Origin of the sequence: Erwinia sp. HR93, from assembly GCF_034555055.1 — a bacterium.
Classification (GTDB): Bacteria; Pseudomonadota; Gammaproteobacteria; order Enterobacterales; family Enterobacteriaceae; genus Apirhabdus; species Apirhabdus apintestini.
The window spans coordinates 81,523-98,468 of sequence record NZ_JAXUDP010000002.1; the positions used below are offsets into that span (position 1 = coordinate 81,523).

The window sequence follows — 16,946 nt, forward strand, 5'->3', positions numbered from 1 at the left end:
GCTTCGAGACGTAACGGATAGAAACTGGCAGGATGGCTGCCTCAGGTGCATTCCGTATCCGCCGCAGCCTCATCGTGAAGCTCCTTACCGGCTAGCTGGAGCTGGTACATTTGCCAGTAACGCCCGCGAGCAGAAAGTAACTGCTCATGCGTTCCGCGTTCCACAACGCGCCCGTGGTGCAGAACTAAAATGGTGTCTGCTTCAACGATAGTCGACAGGCGGTGAGCAATAGTGACAAGCGTCGTATGCTGGCGAACGGAGACCAACGCACGCTGAATCGCCTGCTCGGTACCGGAATCAATATTGGCCGTCGCTTCGTCCAAAATTAAAATTTGCGGACGTTCGACCAGCACGCGCGCCAGCCCCAGCAATTGTTTTTGCCCCACCGACAGATTATTCCCCTGCTCGCCCAGGCGCGTATGAATACCATCAGCCAGTGAGTGCGCCAGTTCAGCCAATTGCACGGTTTCCAGCGCCCGCCATACCGTCTCTTCGCTAATATCACGCCCGAGCGTCACGTTGACCAAAAAACTGTCTGCCATCACCACGGGATCCTGCTGCACCATCGCAACGCCGCGCCGTAATACTGAGTGGCTTAAGGCAGGCAACGCGCGGCCGTCCAGCTCAACGCTGCCCTGCGTCAGCGGATAATACCCCATCAATAAATTCGCAAGAGTACTTTTACCACTACCGGTATGCCCTACAAGCGCCACGAAGCTGCGGGACGGCACGTGCAAATTAATATCATGCAGCACGTACTTATTATCCCGATAAGCAAAAGAAAGCGCCTTGATATCGATACTGCCGCTCATCAATGGGCGTTCATCGCGACCATAATGCTGGCGCGGGGCATCCATCAATTCAAATACACGTTCCCCGGCAACGACCGCCTGCTGCAAAATTGCCTGCTGGGTGGTTAGCTCGATCAGCGGTTCATTCAGGCGCCCCAGGTAGCTAATAAAAGCGTACAGTACCCCGACTTCAATGCTTCCTGTTTCGCTAAAGCCGAACAGGATCAGTAACCCACACAAAATTAATGCGGAGAACAAACTCAGCAGCGGGCGCAGCAGAAAGCCATCGAGCCTGAGCGTCTGCATGCGCGCCAGATAATGAGAGCGGCTGGCCTGACCCAGGCGCTCACCAAAGCGCGCCTGTTGGCGGAACTGCTGGATGACACCCATCCCGCCGATTATTTCATTGAAGCCATCATTTATATCTGCCAGAAACGCTCGCACGCGTCGCACTATCGGCGTACTAAAGCGTTGATAGATAAGCATCACGATTAACACCGCGGGAAAAAGCGTTATTGCGACTAGCGCCATGCGCCAGTCAAGGCTGAACATCGCGACCAGCATGGCGCCAATGAGCGCCGCGCTGCGCAGCACCGTGGCAACGACGGTGACGTACAGATCGCGGATGACTTCGGTATCATTGGTTACGCGTGAAATAAGTTGCCCAACGGGCTGCGTATCAAACGCTGACAGCGGCTGGCGCAAAGCGGCGTCCATGACATCCATACGCAGTTGCTGCACCACGCCAACGGCGGCCTGGTTAAACAGTATCGCCTGCCAGTAATGAAGGCCCGCAGCCAACAGTTGCAGCAGGATATAGGCAGCAGCCAGCCCGGCCACCAGAGCCAGCGGTAAACGCTGTTTAGCCACCAGATTATCAATAAACCAACTGATAAGCGCGGGGCCGCATACTTCTGCCGCCGCGGCTACCCAAAGCATAATCACCGCCTGCCCCAGCGGCTTGCGCCACGGAGAGCCGTAAGCCAGCAGGCGCTTAAGGGTGGGCCACATATGTCTGAAATTACGCATCCGTCTGCGCCTCCTGCCCGGGCGCATCGTCGAGCGCGGCTTCAAGCTGCTGATATCGGAACATATCCCGATACCATCCGGGCTGAGCCAGTAGCTGAGAGTGATCTCCCCGCTGCTGAACCTGGCCGTGACGCAGCACCAGAATCTCACTCGACGCCGTGAGCGCCGAGAGCCGGTGTGCGCTGACAATAACCGTTTTTTGCTGCCCCCACTGTTTTAGGTTTTGCAAAATTTGATACTCCGTGCGCCCATCTACCGCTGACAGCGCATCATCCAGAATCAAAATTTCCGCATCCAGCAATAGCGCTCGCGCAATAGATAAACGCTGCTTCTGACCGCCTGATAGCATAACCCCACGCTCACCGACTTCAGTTTCATAACCCTGAGGCAAACGCAAAATATCATCGTGCACGCAGGCCAGCCTGGCTGCGGCTTCAATCTCCTGCGCGGAGGCGTCTGGCCGGCCCAGTGCAAGATTACGCGCTACGGTATCAGAGAACAAAAAAGGCGTCTGATTGACCACCGCCAGCCGACTGCGCCAGTCGTCCAGCTTAAGCGCCGTGAGGGCAATGTCGTGATAGCGAATAGCGCCTTCAGTAACATCAAACTGACGCTGAATTAAATTCAGAATGCTGCTCTTCCCGGCGCCGGTAGGCCCGCATACCCCCAGCATCTGACCCGGCGACAGGTTAAACTCAACGTGCTGCAGCGCCGGGGATTCCGCCTGCGGGTAGGTAAATTGCACGATGTCGACATCAAGAATGGCTCGCCCTGGCGGCAATGTTCGTTCCCCATCGACAACCACTGGAGCTTCTGCCAGCAGCGCCCGAATGCGGCTATAGGCAGCGCTTCCGCGCTCGACGATATTAAACATCCACGCCAGCGCCAGCATCGGCCAAATCATTAACCCTAAATACATGGTAAAGCTGGTCAGCTGACCAAGCGTCAGGTCGCCCTGCAACACCATCCAGCTACCGCCGCCCACGGCCAGCAGATTTGCCATCCCTACGGCAATGTAAATTGTCGGATCAAAACGGGCATCGACTCGCGCCACGCGCAGATTTTTTTCACCGGTATCGCATGCATCCCGGGCAAAAAGCGCCGACTGGCCGTCTTCTAATCCAAAGGCTTTAATCATCCGAATGCTGGTCATGCTCTCCTGAGTTCGGGAATTCAGCGCGGAAAACGCGGCCTGGGCAAGCTTAAAGCGATGATGCAGGCGGTCGCCATAGCGTTTGATCACCAGCGCCATGACAGGCATCGGTAAAAGCGCCAATAGCGTCAATTGCCAGCTTATTTGCGTACTCATTACCACCAGTACCGCGCAGCCCATCACCAGTGAATCCACCAATGTCAGCACGCCTTCACCTGCGGCAAAAACGACGCGATCGACGTCGTTAGTCGCACGCGCCATTAAATCTCCAGTGCGATGACGAAGGTAAAATGCGGGTCCCTGGCTGCTTAATTGACGATAAAAATTTTCCCGCAGCTCAATAGCCAGCCGGTAAGACGCACCAAAAAGCAGAATGCGCCAGACATAGCGCAGCAGATAGACCACCACCGCTACGGCCGCCATCAATCCGAGGTACAGTATAATACGGCCGGTATGGTCTCCCTGGGCCACATCGTCAACCACCAGCCCAACGATGCGTGGCGGAATCAATTGGAGTATGGCAATCACCACCAACAAACTGACCGCGCCGAAATAGCGCCGCCACTCGCGGATAAAAAACCAGCGTAATTGAGTAAATAATCGCACGCGTTAGTATTCCTGAATATCAGCACGCCGCGCGCACAGAAACGCACGGAGGAGATTAGGCATCAGCTTTTGAGCGGAAAGGCCGTCGTATGTTTTATTTGTTCCATCGCAAAACTGGAGGTGACATCGCTCAACCCGGGAACCGCATTGACTAAACGTTTATAAAAATCATCGTAGCTTTTCATGTCAGCCACCTGTACCCGCACCAAATAGTCAAATTCACCGGTCATGCGCCAGAAGCCCAATACTTCCGGGATTTCCGATACTGCATGCACGAACTGGTTATACCATTCGCTACTGTGCCGCTGCGTTTTTATCAGCACAAATGCGGTTAAACCCAATCCCAGCTTTTCTGCATCCAACAGCGCCACGCGACCGGTAATAATACCTTCATCTTCCAGTCGCTTAAGCCGCTTCCAGCACGGCGTGGTCGTCAAGTTAACGGCGTCAGCCAGTTCCTGCAATGAGAGCGAACAATCCTGCTGTAATAGCGCGAGAAGTTTACGATCGGTTTTATCCAGCATTGCCGCCACCTGGAGAAATATTTTCTCCAATGATGGGGAGAAAGAGAGGCAATAGCAATCCTTTTTGTATTTTGGGGACTAACCCATTTATGAGCTTTACACGTAATGGCTGAGAAGTAATAGCATCGCCGTAAATCAGCGCAGCGTCTTCATAAGCTATTTACTCCTCGCACCATTCATGGCCAGGAGAGTTAAATTGAGTGCGAGAAAACGTTTAGCAAAGCCCTTTGTATTCGGCGTTTTATCGGGGCTTTCTCTGGTGCCCCAGAGAATAAATATTTTGACAGGGGCAAAAAAAGCCGGGCATCTATTATGGCCCGGCTGGCTGTAAAGCCTCATCATTCGGGGGAATAAGTAAGGTGTGGTGTATCCAGCCAATGTGTTAAATAGTGAGAAACCGCCTGGCGCTGGCAGTGCCCGATGACGGGCAAATGCGGCAAACTGGCTCTTAATTCAGGCATGGCGTTGCCCATAATTAAACCGTGCCCTACGCCGGATAACATCTCTCGATCGTTCATTGCATCACCGAATGCCATACACTCATCCAGCGACAGAGAAAGATGGTCGCATAGCGCCGCCAGGGCCGCGCCTTTGTGGCAATCAGCCGGCAGTATTTCGAGGCAGCCCGGCGCAGAAAAGCAGGCATGCGCGCTATCGTCCAGTACCTCGTTGAGTTGAACGCGCAATTGGCGTAAGTCCGCGTGCTCTCCACAAAAACAAATTTTTGCTACCCCCCACGCGGGCAAACGACGCAGGTCGGTAAGCTGATAGTTAAAGCCGCTGAACGCATGAGCGTTTAAAAGCGCGGGATCGTCATGCTGGGTAAACCATCCTTTATCGTTAAAAATATGCAGGCTCGCACGCGTGTCCCAGTGACCATGCAGTACGTGCTCTACAATTCCAGGCGGAAGATCGCGCCGCCAGATAGCCTTATCATTAATATCATGCACGCGCGTACCGTTACCGGTTATCAGGTAGGCTTTTAGATCGATTGCCGCTGCAATATGCCGCATCTCAATATGATGCCGACCGGTAGCAAAAGCCAGAACTATGCCGCCATCCTGCAAGCGCTTTAATGTGTTCAGCGTTTCTGCACCCAACTGATGATTTGGCATCAGTAGCGTCCCGTCCATATCAAATGCAGCCAGTTTTGCCACGCATCCCCCTTATTACTGTTACTTTTGCGCATACGTTAGGTGGCCCCAGTATTGCCTGAAATATACGGAAGTAATACTGAATAGTTTTGGAAAAATTGTTCCGTATTTGTGAGGTATGCTACTTAATAGGCCACCTCAGCGCTGGCAGACGTGAAAAGAGTAACCAATACTAGCGATTTTAAAGAAAACAGGGAGTTGCAATGCGTCAGTTAAATCGCCTGAACCAGTTTCAACGGCTCTGGCAGGCATCCCTCGGCGCTCCGCAGCGGGTAAGCGTCCCTCAACTGGCCGAACGCTGCTTTTGCAGCGAGCGGCATATTCGCACTTTGCTACGCCAGCTTGAAGAAGCCGGCTGGCTGGGCTGGAAAGCCAGCGCTGGCCGGGGAAAACGCGGGCTGCTGATTTTTCATCATGCTCCCGACGCGCTGCGCGCGTCATTACTTGAAACCGCTCTTGAGAAACACCGCCCCCAGGAGGCGCTGCGGCTTATGCAAATTACTCCTGAGCAATTGCACCACGTTATTACACCCTTATTGGGAGGCCGCTGGCATAACGATGCCCCTACGCTAAGAATCCCTTATTATCGGGCGCTGGAGCCACTTACGCCTGGCTTTCTGCCTGGCCGGGCCGAGCAGCATTTGGCCTGCCAGATTTTCTCCGGTCTTGTACGCTTTGACGACAATAGCGGGCTCCCCGTCGCCGATATGGCACACCACTGGCAGGTATCAAAGAGCGGCCTCTGTTGGCATTTCTTTTTACGTCCTGCGTTATTCTGGCACAGCGGTGAAGCCGTTAGCGTTGAACAACTTGTTGAGCGATTTGAACAATTACTTACTCTGCCCGCGATGCGCCGCCTGTATGCCAGCGTAAAAAAGATTACCTCGTCGCATACGCTGTGCCTGACCTTTGAGCTTAATTACCCGGATTATTGGCTCCCTTACCGGCTAGCCAGCTACTGTAGTCGTCTGCCGCATCCCAAACAGGCTTTGCAGGGCTGCGGTCCCTTTCAGTTGGTGCTCTTTAATCACAAGTTAGTGCGGCTTGATAGCCACGATCGTTACCATTTACAGCACCCGCTATTGCGCACAATTGAATACTGGATAACCCCGGATCTGTTCGATCACGATCTGGGTACCAGTTGCAGTCATCCGGTTCAAATCGCCATTGGGCAACATAGTCAACTGCATGAGGCTCGCCCGGTAGATGGCAGCATTAGCCTGGGATTTTGCTATTTAGCGGTCCGGCAAAATGGCAGGCTCTTACGGCAGCAGGCAGAATGGCTTATTGCTCTGATTCACCATGTTATTCTTGATGAACTTCCCGTGAATCCCTCACTTATTGTCCCTGGCAACCATATTCTCCCCGGCTGGCCCATTCCCGCATTTACATATGCAGAACCACCAACGCTGCCGCCCGAGCTTACGCTCGCGTATCACCTACCCATAGAGCTTCATTCAATGGCCGAACAACTACGCCTGAAGCTTGCTCCCCACGGCTGCCACCTGAAGGTCATTTTCCACAACGGTAAAAGCTGGGAAGATAGCGCTTTACCCGGGCAGGCAGATATTGTGATGGGAGACAGGCTTATTGGCGAAGCCGCAGAATATACGCTTGAGCAGTGGCTGCGCTGCGATTCCCTGTGGCCACAATTGCTTAACAATTGTCAGCATGCGGGAATTATTAATACTCTGGATAAGATTCAGTTAATTCAGGACGCCGCACTGCGCAATGAAAAATTAGGCGAATTATTTACCCAATTAATGTCAGATGCCATTCTGACGCCTTTATTTCACTATCGTTATCAGATAAGTGCACCGCCCGGCGTAAACGGCATTTTCATGACGCCGCGCGGTTGGTTTGATTTTAGCCGCGCCTGGCTTCCCCCACCGGAGGGTGCCTAAAATGAAAGTGGCTGGTAGACATTGAAAACTGGCGCTACCATAGCGTCCTTTAAGGTGTTATCGCTTTTATTAAGGTATCGATTATGACGCGCGCGGTTGTCGTTTTTAGTGGTGGTCAGGACTCAACGACCTGTTTAATCCAGGCTTTAGCCCACTACGATGAAGTTCATTGTATTACATTTGATTACGGGCAACGTCACCGTGCGGAAATCCACGTCGCTCAGGAGCTGGCCAAAAAACTTGGCGCCAGCGCACATAAAGTGCTGGATGTCACAATGCTAAATGAATTGGCTATAAGCAGCCTGACGCGAGATAGCATTCCTGTTCCTCACTACGATCCTGATAGCAGCGAAATTCCCAGTACTTTCGTCCCCGGGCGCAATATTTTGTTTTTAACACTGGCAGCCATTTACGCGTGGCAAATCCAGGCCGAAGCAGTAATAACCGGCGTATGTGAAACCGACTTTTCGGGCTATCCCGACTGCCGGGATGAGTTCGTGAAAGCGCTGAACCACGCGGTTTCGCTCGGCATGGCGCGTGATATTCGCTTTGAAACACCCTTAATGTGGCTCAACAAAGCGGAAACCTGGGCGTTGGCCGATTACTGGGAAAAGCTTGACCTTGTGCGTAATGAAACACTCACCTGCTATAACGGTATTCAAGGCGATGGCTGTGGTGAGTGCGCGGCCTGCCATTTGCGCGCTAACGGCCTTCAGGGCTATCTTGCAGACAAGAGCGGCGTTATGGCGCAACTAAAGCAAAAAGCGAATCTCCCCTGAAGCTGTTTAAAGACGAAACCCGATAAACAACACTTATCGGGTTTTGCCATTAATAATAGCCCGCACAACCGGAGCTATAACCGCGCCTGCAAATCGCAGAGCAGCGGTTTTCGCAAGCTACTGAATGTGAATTTTTATGCCAGCCGGGTAAATGGTGAAGTCTATCCCTTTATGGGCCCAACATTATTTATGTTTTGCATCTTTCTTTTGGTGCCTCGCAATAAGCTCCGGCACGACGTTTATAACTTACAGGCCGTACCACATTTTTTTGATGTAACGTTCAGATTAGAAACAGCCGAGATGACTCGGAGTGCTGTATAAATTACGTCTTATATTATCCTGACGCAGGCAATGTACTCTGCCAGTAGCCGGAAAAGTTAAGCAGCATCAAACCCTTGGCACACCGGACCCATAAGCGGTGAATTGCTCGACGACATACAGGATGCGGGCATATTTTTTACGCATCACAATTAAGGTGTAATCATCTGTTCAAAACGCTGGCGAAGCTCCCCTTCAATAGGCAGCACTTGCTGAGTTTGTGTATTGCAACATACAAAAGTAACCCGGGCATCAGCGACAACGGCACCATCAGAATCTCTGGTAATAATTTGACTTACAACACCGCTTTTACCGCCGATTCTCTCAAGCCTACTGTTTATCAAAAGCGAGTCACCTAAGCGGGCGGGTAGGCGATAATTGATATTTATATTGACTACAACAAAAGCGATATGGTTTGTAAGCATCCATTGAAAAACGGCCTGGGTTTCCAGCGATTCCCATCGTGCTTCTTCCAGAAACTCCAGATAGCGCGCGTTGTTTACATGCTGGTAAACATCCAGGTGATATCCCCGAACTTTTATTTTTGATTGCATCCGCATCTCCTGTATGACAAGGATAAATAGAGGTCGCCCAAACTGGTATGACCTCTAAGCGTAGCAAAGAATAACTAAAACTCCCTGGATTTGCCTTAAAGCTTAATTCGGGAGAGATTCCGTTCTACCAGCGCATTTCCAAGGCCGGGTACCACTCGCAGATCGTCCAAATGTTTGAAAGGACCATTAGTTTCACGGTAACTGACTATCGCCTGCGCTTTTTTCTCACCTACGCCATTTAGCATGTGTGCCAGTTCATCGGCCGTGGCGGTATTAATACTGACACGCTCGTGGGTTTCATCCTGAGTATTTGCATTTTTAGTAGCGGCATGCGCGGCCTCCGATGCCTGAGGCGCTACTTTTGACGGCGCCGCTGCGGGGGCAGCAGTTGCCGTCGTAGCCCCGCTAAATAGCGCTGCCATTATCCATATAGTCGGTAAAAGATGATTATTCATGCTGTATTCTCCCTGGTTGTAAACAGCCAGTACAGAATAAAACCTTCACTGAAAGCGCTCAAAGACCAGATTCAGAGGATGGAAAAGGCCGCGCAGGGCGGCCTTTGAAATGACATACTATTTGCATTAGCTTGCGAGCTGATACGCGTTATTGCTGCTCGCTGACAACATCACCCAATTTAATTTTGGCCTCTTTCCGCAATGAATCCATCAAGGCTTCAAAGGTTATTTGCGCATTATTTTGGGTCATTCCCTGTATCAGCGTCTTTTTCTGCGCCTCTGGCATACTGCCGCTGCGTACTTCATCTAACGCAAGCAGAATAATATTGCCCTTAGCATCAACGCTGCTGCCATAGCTTGCTTTCCCTTTTGCAGGAAGCGGCAATGCGAATACGCGCTGTACCGCCGAGTCCTGATCCGCCCGGCTTAGCGTTTTAGCAGCGCTGAAGCTTATCCCGGCATTTTTCATCACCGCAGCCTCACCTTCGCCTTTATTCAGGGATGCCAGCAGCTTATCTGCGTCAATCTTCGCCTGTTTTTCTGCCTTCTGATGTTTTACCTGCGTAATCACTTCATCACGCACGTCGTCTAAAGGCTTTATCGCTTCCGGCTTATGATCCGTAATGCGCAGTACAAACGCGCGATCGCCATCGACGGTAATAATGTCTGAATTACTCCCAGGCGTACCGTTCTCGCCAAGCAATGAGCCGCCAAAAATGGCATCAGTTACAGGTTTGAAGTTAAGCTCTGCTGGGAGAGTATCGCGGCTAAACCATGCGGACTGCACGGCCTTCACGCCTGCGGCTTTCTCAGCCCCGGCTAATGATTCATTATCGTTACTTGCCGCATCGCTTACCTTTTGCTGGAGCGCGTAATAAGCATCAAGAGCTTTTTCCTGCTTCACTTTATCAGCAATAGCGTTACGTACCTCAGCCAGCGGCTTCACCTGCTCGGCCTTGAGGTCGTCAAGTCGAACGATCAGGTAACCGACAGAAGATTTCAGCACCCCGGAAATCTGCCCTTTCTCTTTTAGCCCGGCATTTTTTAACTCATCCGGCAGCGTTGATGCATCAAGCCAGCCCATGTCACCGCCTTTACGCGCAGAGATAATATCGGTGGATTTCTCTTTCGCCAGGCCGGCAAAATTTTGGCCTTTATTAAGCGCATCCAGCGCGGCCTGAGCATCAGCCTCTGTCTTCGACTGAATAACGCTATAGCGATATTGCGCCGGCTGGGTAAATTGCCCGCGATTTTGATCGTAATAAGTCTGAATTTCTGCATCAGAAGCAGGGTGCTGCATCGCTGCCGCATCCAGCTTGATATAGCTGATACGATACTGCTCCGGAGACATAAATCTCGCAGCATTATTTTTATAGAAAGCGTTAATTTCAGCGTCGCTGGCCTGCTGCTTATTTGCAAGCTTTCCGACATCCAGTATTGCCTGGCGCGCGATACGCTGCTGGGACACCAGCGCCGCTAACGAATCCGCTTCACCTGGCAGCATAAAATCCGTATTAGCCACGGCTTCTATAACCTGCTGCGTTGTAAGCTGTTTGCGCAGTGATTCTGCATATTGGTCAGGCGTAATGCCCATACGGCTTAGGATGCCATTGTAACGAGCGTTATCGAAATGCCCATCGCTCTGAAACGCCGGTTCCTTGAAAATGGCTGCCCGCACCTGCGCATCGCTGACGCCCAGTTTAAGGTGTTGCGCATACTGATCGAGCAGCGCCTCATCAACCATTTTTTGCAATACCTGGCGACGCATTTCCTTCATATAGCCCGCATTGGCAGCCAGCTCAGAATAGCGCTCACCTAACTGGCTCTGCATCCGATTGCGTTCATTCGTCACGGCATTTTCGTACTGTCCGCGGCTAATTTCCTGTCCATTGACTTTCGCGGCGTAGCTACTGCTCCCGCCAATCAGGTAGTTGCCAACGCCTGTCAGCACAAACGACAGGATAATTAAGGCCAGTATAACCTTTAGCACGGCGTGATTAGCCGCCGCGCGCAAATTGTCCATCATGGTGTAACAACACTCCGCTGTAATGTCTCCCCACGTCCATCGGTACAGCCTCTGTAAAGCAAATGACGGCCAGTCTTAGACCGATAGTTCTGGGTATAACAGGGTATCCCACGCAGCCAAACGTCAGCACCGCGCATAAAGTCTTATTGTGACAAGAAAACCGGGTAATTGTCAGCCCAAAGCGGGCGTTTTACCAAGAAAAAAGGCACATCCACTGATGCGCCCTTACCTGCGACCCCGAAAATGCGCTTGCCTGTTGGCAAACCTCCATTTAATTGACCGCGTCTTTTAAAGATTTACCTGCCCGGAAAGCCGGAACTTTCGCCGCAGCGATTTTAATTTCTTTCCCGGTTTGCGGGTTACGGCCTGTACGTGCGGCGCGTTCGCGCACAGCAAAGGTGCCAAACCCTACCAGCGCCACGTCATCACCAGCTTTCAGAGACTCGGCCACTGACGCAATCAGAGCGTCCAACGCACGGCCAGCCGCAGCTTTGGAGATATCAGCGCCTGCGGCAATTTTGTCTATCAGTTGAGATTTATTCACTATTCTCTTCCTCTCATTCTTATTGATATCGCGCCCAAATCCATCAAAACGCGACCGCGCAGCAGTTATATCAGGCCTGCAATGCCCTTACAACTCCCGTCATAGCAGGCCTTAGTCTGAAAATAAGTCAGACGTCATTAAGTTAGCTAGTCAAAAAAAAGCTGGCAAGTGAGAATTCACTTACCAGCCCATTTTTTAATGCCTCTCTTTGCGTCAGGTCACTATTTTGCCGTAACGACCTCTATCCCGTGTGGGGCATTTTCCAGCGCCAGTGCGAGTACTTCTTCAATGCGTTTAACCGGATGAATATCAAGATCGGCAATCACGTTATCCGGAATTTCTTCCAAATCGCGCTTATTCTCATCTGGAATAAGCACCGTTTTGATACCGCCCCGGTGCGCCGCCAACAGCTTTTCTTTCAGTCCCCCAATGGGAAGCACCTGCCCGCGCAGCGTTATTTCCCCGGTCATCGCTACGTCTGAGCGTACCGGGTTGCCGGTCAGGCAGGAAACCAGTGCGGTGCACATTGCAATCCCGGCGCTCGGACCGTCTTTCGGCGTAGCGCCTTCGGGAACGTGAACGTGGATGTCACGCTTCTCATAAAAATCTGAATTAATCCCCAGTTTATCTGCCCGCGCGCGCACCACGGTCAACGCAGCCTGAATGGACTCCTGCATAACTTCACCCAATGAACCGGTGTAAGTAAGCTTACCTTTACCCGGTACACAGGCGGTTTCAATAGTCAGTAGATCGCCACCCACCTCTGTCCAGGCGAGCCCCGTCACTTGGCCTATGCGGTTTTCGCTTTCCGCACGCCCATAGTCAAAGCGCTGTACGCCAAGATAGTCATGCAGATTATCGCCATTTATGGTGATATGTTTCAGAGACTTATCCATCAGCAACTGTTTCACGGCTTTACGGCACAGCTTAGATATTTCACGTTCGAGCGCACGCACACCGGCTTCACGCGTGTAATAGCGAATAATGCCAACAATCGCACTATCTTCTACCGTCAGTTCGCCTTTTTTCAGCGCATTACGTTCGATTTGCTTCGTTAACAGGTGCTGCTTAGCAATATTTAACTTTTCGTCTTCGGTATAGCCGGAGAGCCGGATAACCTCCATACGATCCAGTAACGGCGCAGGAATATTCATTGAGTTAGAGGTCGCGACAAACATGACATCGCTTAGGTCATAATCGACCTCAAGATAGTGATCGTTAAACGCGACGTTCTGTTCAGGATCGAGCACTTCAAGCAACGCCGAGGCCGGATCGCCGCGCATGTCAGATGACATTTTATCAATTTCATCTAACAGGAAGAGCGGGTTTCGTACCCCAACTTTTGCCATTTTCTGGATAAGTTTTCCTGGCATGGAACCGATATAAGTACGACGATGCCCGCGAATTTCCGCCTCATCGCGCACTCCACCGAGAGCCATACGCACGTATTTACGCCCCGTTGCCCGCGCTATAGACTGACCCAAAGACGTTTTACCAACCCCTGGCGGCCCAACCAGACAAAGAATTGGCCCTTTAATTTTGTTCATCCTGCTCTGAACGGCGAGGTACTCCAGAATGCGATCTTTAACGCGTTCCAGGCCGTAATGATCGGTATCCAGAATTTCCTGAGCCTGGCGCAGATCTTTTTTAACTTTACTGCGCGCATTCCATGGTACCTGGATCATCCATTCGATATAGCCACGTACTACTGTCGCTTCCGCTGACATTGGCGACATCATTTTCAGCTTCTGCAGCTCGGCCTCTGCTTTCTCTTTCGCTTCTTTCGGCATTTTCGCCGCGTCTATTTTACGCTTCAGCGCTTCGTTTTCATCCGGCGCATCGTCCATTTCGCCGAGTTCTTTCTGAATCGCCTTCATTTGCTCATTCAGATAGTACTCACGCTGCGATTTTTCCATCTGCTTTTTCACGCGATTACGAATGCGTTTTTCTACCTGCAGAAGATCTATCTCGGACTCCATCATCGCCATCAGATATTCCAGGCGTTCGTTGACGTCCGACATTTCCAGAACGGATTGCTTGTCAGCCAGCTTTAACGGCATATGTGCAGCGATGGTGTCTGCAAGGCGAGCAGGCTCGTCAATGCTGTTTAACGAGGTCAGCACTTCCGGCGGAATTTTTTTATTCAGTTTGATATAACCTTCAAACTGACTAATCGCCGTGCGCACCAGCACTTCCTGCTCACGCTCTTCTATCTCGGGCGAGTCCAGATATTCTGCCTGAGCAGAGAAATGTTCGCCGTTATCAGCAAGAGTAGTAATGCGCGCACGCTGTAACCCCTCAACCAGAACTTTAACGGTTCCATCAGGGAGTTTTAACATTTGCAGGATAGAGGCAACCGTCCCCACGGAAAAAAGGTCATTAACACCTGGCTCATCCGTCGAAGCCTCTTTCTGCGCCACCAGCATGATTTTTTTATCATGGTCCATCGCAGCTTCCAGGCAGCGGATGGATTTTTCCCGGCCAACAAACAACGGAATGACCATGTGCGGATAAACCACCACGTCGCGCAAAGGCAACACGGGGATTTCAATGCGTTCAGAACGCTCAGGATTCATAGAGCTCTCTCTCAGTTTAGTTTCCGCCAGGTTTGGGGCGCGCGTGAATGCTTTTCACGGCATCTCCAATAAAAAGGCTGTGTCTCATAATGGCACGCGGCAGTAATTACCGATATTCATTCGTCTTTGCATGTCATTATGAGATCAGGTCAACAGTATATGGGGATGATTCCCGCACATTCAACGGTGGGAGCGCAGGAAAAACAAATGGGGGATAAAATCCCCCATTTTGCTAATAATCACCTGACAATATTGATGAATTATTCGCCAGATGCCTGCTGCGCACTTTCCGATTTGCCGTAGATGAGCAGTGGTTCAGACTGCCCCTCTATCACTGAATCATCGATAACAACTTTATCAACATCTTCAAGCGACGGTAAATCGTACATTGTTTCAAGCAGGGCGCCTTCAACAATTGACCGCAAACCGCGTGCGCCAGTTTTACGCGCCATCGCTTTTTTCGCTATCGCCTGTAGCGCTTCATCACGGAATTCAAGATCGACGCCTTCCAGGTTGAACAGCGCCTGATATTGCTTCGTCAGGGCATTTTTCGGCTCTTTCAGGATTTGGATTAACGCATCTTCGCTCAACTCATTCAGCGTTGCCACCACCGGCAGACGCCCAATAAACTCAGGGATTAATCCAAACTTAATCAAATCTTCAGGTTCCGCCTGTGTGAGTAACTCGCTTTCACTGGCTTTCTGCGATTTGCCTTTAACTGAAGCGCCAAAGCCAATACCAGAGCCGGTTTCAACGCGATTTGCGATAACTTTGTCCAGCCCTGCGAATGCGCCACCGCAAATAAACAGGATTTTTGACGTATCAACCTGCAAAAACTCCTGCTGCGGGTGCTTGCGTCCACCCTGCGGCGGTACTGCGGCAACCGTGCCTTCAATCAATTTCAGCAGCGCCTGCTGAACGCCTTCACCCGAGACATCGCGCGTGATTGATGGATTGTCCGATTTACGTGAAATTTTGTCGATTTCATCAATATAGACAATACCACGCTGCGCTTTCTGTACGTCGTAATCGCACTTCTGCAACAGCTTCTGAATGATGTTTTCTACGTCTTCGCCAACGTATCCGGCTTCCGTCAGCGTGGTCGCATCGGCCATAGTGAAAGGAACATCCAGCAAACGGGCCAGCGTTTCAGCCAGCAGAGTTTTGCCGCTTCCTGTCGGACCAATAAGCAGTATGTTACTTTTACCCAGCTCCACGCCGTTAGACGTATCTCCGTTACGCAGGCGCTTATAGTGGTTGTATACCGCTACCGCCAGTACTTTTTTAGCCTGCTCCTGGCCGATGACATAATCATCCAGGTGATTACGGATTTCATGTGGCGTCGGCAAAGCGCTACGTTCTCGATGCGGAGCCACCTCTTTTATCTCTTCGCGAATAATATCGTTACATAAATCGACACATTCGTCGCAGATATACACTGACGGCCCGGCGATCAGCTTCCGCACTTCATGCTGGCTTTTCCCGCAAAAAGAGCAGTACAGCAATTTTCCTGAACCGTCTTTGCGCTTATCTGTCATGAGTAAAAACCTCTTTTCTATTACTTTGTGCCGCACGGAACGACGCAAGTGCCCCAACCCGGCGCTGCCGGTACGATAAAACTGACACGATGTGATTCCCTATAGTATAGCGACACACCGCGCCTTGGGCATTAACTACGATGGGTCAGAACAGAGTCCACCAGACCATAATCGATAGCTTCCTGAGCAGAAAGGAAACGATCGCGCTCGGTATCCAGCTCGATTTTCTCCAGCGGCTGCCCGGTATGATGCGCCATTAATTCATTCATGCGCGATTTCACTTTTAAAATTTCACGCGCGTGAATTTCAATATCCGTAGCCTGCCCCTGATAACCACCCAGCGGCTGATGGATCATAACGCGTGAGTTCGGCAGACAAAAACGCTTGCCCTTAGCGCCAGCCGTCAGCAGAAAGGCGCCCATTGAGCACGCTTGCCCCATACATATGGTGCTAACATCCGGTTTGATAAACTGCATCGTGTCATATATTGACATACCTGCGGTAATCACGCCGCCAGGGGAGTTAATATACAGATAGATGTCTTTTTCCGGGTTTTCAGCCTCCAGAAACAGCATCTGTGCCACAATTAAATTTGCCATGTGGTCTTCAACCTGACCGGTCAGGAAGATGACGCGTTCTTTGAGCAGACGGGAGAAGATATCGTAAGAACGCTCGCCGCGCGAAGTCTGTTCTACCACCATCGGCACCAGTGCCATATGGGGTGCAAATTGCTCTTTTTCGCCACTGTATGACATTTCCGTCTCCTTAATAATCATTCTCACTGCCCCGATACCCGGCCATTACTGTTCTGCCTTAAATTCGGTATGTGTTCACCGCTAGCTCACCTTCAGAGGTGAATAAGCGGATGTTTCCGCTTTCCGAGGGTCAGCAATTCATTCTGGCATTATATTAGGCACTAATTTTACTTGAGCTGGCATGGATTGACTATGCCATGCGCAAGCTTTATCTACAGACGGAGGTTCGCCATAGTTGCC

The 16,946-nt window shown here is 51.2% G+C and carries 13 protein-coding genes; 2 read left to right on the top strand and 11 right to left on the bottom strand.

The window, feature by feature from the left end; genetic code table 11:
- Window positions 1-41 precede the first annotated feature (41 nt).
- The 4 genes from SFA31_RS18805 to cof all read right to left on the bottom strand — a co-directional run bounded on the left by SFA31_RS18805 (window position 42) and on the right by cof (window position 5,260).
- On the bottom strand, window positions 42-1,820 hold the full coding sequence (locus SFA31_RS18805; protein WP_322839490.1) for a SmdB family multidrug efflux ABC transporter permease/ATP-binding protein: 1,779 nt from the start codon (window positions 1,818-1,820) through the stop codon (window positions 42-44).
- On the bottom strand, window positions 1,813-3,579 hold the full coding sequence (locus SFA31_RS18810) for a SmdA family multidrug ABC transporter permease/ATP-binding protein (protein WP_322839491.1): 1,767 nt from the start codon (window positions 3,577-3,579) through the stop codon (window positions 1,813-1,815). The genes SFA31_RS18805 and SFA31_RS18810 overlap by 8 nt, the downstream gene beginning before the upstream one ends.
- A 62-nt stretch (window positions 3,580-3,641) precedes the next feature.
- On the bottom strand, window positions 3,642-4,103 hold the full coding sequence (locus tag SFA31_RS18815; protein WP_322839492.1) for an Lrp/AsnC family transcriptional regulator: 462 nt from the start codon (window positions 4,101-4,103) through the stop codon (window positions 3,642-3,644).
- Window positions 4,104-4,441: 338 nt separating this feature from the next.
- The gene (cof, locus tag SFA31_RS18820) at window positions 4,442-5,260 is read right to left on the bottom strand and encodes an HMP-PP phosphatase (RefSeq protein WP_322839493.1); all 819 of its coding nucleotides are present in this window, start codon (window positions 5,258-5,260) and stop codon (window positions 4,442-4,444) included.
- Window positions 5,261-5,460: 200 nt separating this feature from the next.
- Here cof and SFA31_RS18825 point away from each other — a divergent pair, with 200 nt between their 5' ends.
- Window positions 5,461-7,161, top strand: coding sequence for an SgrR family transcriptional regulator (locus tag SFA31_RS18825; RefSeq protein WP_322839494.1), 1,701 nt, complete (start codon window positions 5,461-5,463; stop codon window positions 7,159-7,161).
- An 83-nt stretch (window positions 7,162-7,244) separates the two neighbouring features.
- Window positions 7,245-7,940, top strand: coding sequence for a 7-cyano-7-deazaguanine synthase QueC (gene queC, locus SFA31_RS18830; RefSeq protein WP_322839495.1), 696 nt, complete (start codon window positions 7,245-7,247; stop codon window positions 7,938-7,940).
- A gap of 470 nt (window positions 7,941-8,410) precedes the next feature.
- On the opposite strand, the gene SFA31_RS18835 is transcribed toward queC, so the two are convergent.
- The 7 genes from SFA31_RS18835 to clpP all read right to left on the bottom strand — a co-directional run bounded on the left by SFA31_RS18835 (window position 8,411) and on the right by clpP (window position 16,706).
- Window positions 8,411-8,812, bottom strand: a complete 402-nt coding sequence (locus SFA31_RS18835; RefSeq protein WP_322839496.1) for a YbgC/FadM family acyl-CoA thioesterase — start codon at window positions 8,810-8,812, stop codon at window positions 8,411-8,413.
- 95 nt (window positions 8,813-8,907) lie between these two features.
- Window positions 8,908-9,267, bottom strand: coding sequence for a ComEA family DNA-binding protein (locus SFA31_RS18840; RefSeq protein ID WP_322839497.1), 360 nt, complete (start codon window positions 9,265-9,267; stop codon window positions 8,908-8,910).
- A gap of 148 nt (window positions 9,268-9,415) precedes the next feature.
- Window positions 9,416-11,293: a peptidylprolyl isomerase gene (gene ppiD / locus SFA31_RS18845; protein ID WP_322839498.1), complete on the bottom strand. Its 1,878-nt coding sequence runs from the start codon at window positions 11,291-11,293 to the stop codon at window positions 9,416-9,418.
- A gap of 271 nt (window positions 11,294-11,564) precedes the next feature.
- Window positions 11,565-11,837, bottom strand: a complete 273-nt coding sequence (hupB, locus tag SFA31_RS18850) for a nucleoid-associated protein HU-beta (RefSeq protein WP_322839500.1) — start codon at window positions 11,835-11,837, stop codon at window positions 11,565-11,567.
- Between the two features lie 221 nt (window positions 11,838-12,058).
- Window positions 12,059-14,413, bottom strand: coding sequence for an endopeptidase La (lon, locus tag SFA31_RS18855; protein WP_322839501.1), 2,355 nt, complete (start codon window positions 14,411-14,413; stop codon window positions 12,059-12,061).
- Between the two features lie 260 nt (window positions 14,414-14,673).
- Window positions 14,674-15,951, bottom strand: coding sequence for an ATP-dependent protease ATP-binding subunit ClpX (clpX, locus tag SFA31_RS18860; protein WP_322839502.1), 1,278 nt, complete (start codon window positions 15,949-15,951; stop codon window positions 14,674-14,676).
- A gap of 131 nt (window positions 15,952-16,082) precedes the next feature.
- Entirely contained in the window at window positions 16,083-16,706 is a 624-nt protein-coding gene (clpP, locus tag SFA31_RS18865) for an ATP-dependent Clp endopeptidase proteolytic subunit ClpP (protein WP_322839503.1), read from the bottom strand.
- Between the last annotated feature and the right edge of the window lie 240 nt (window positions 16,707-16,946).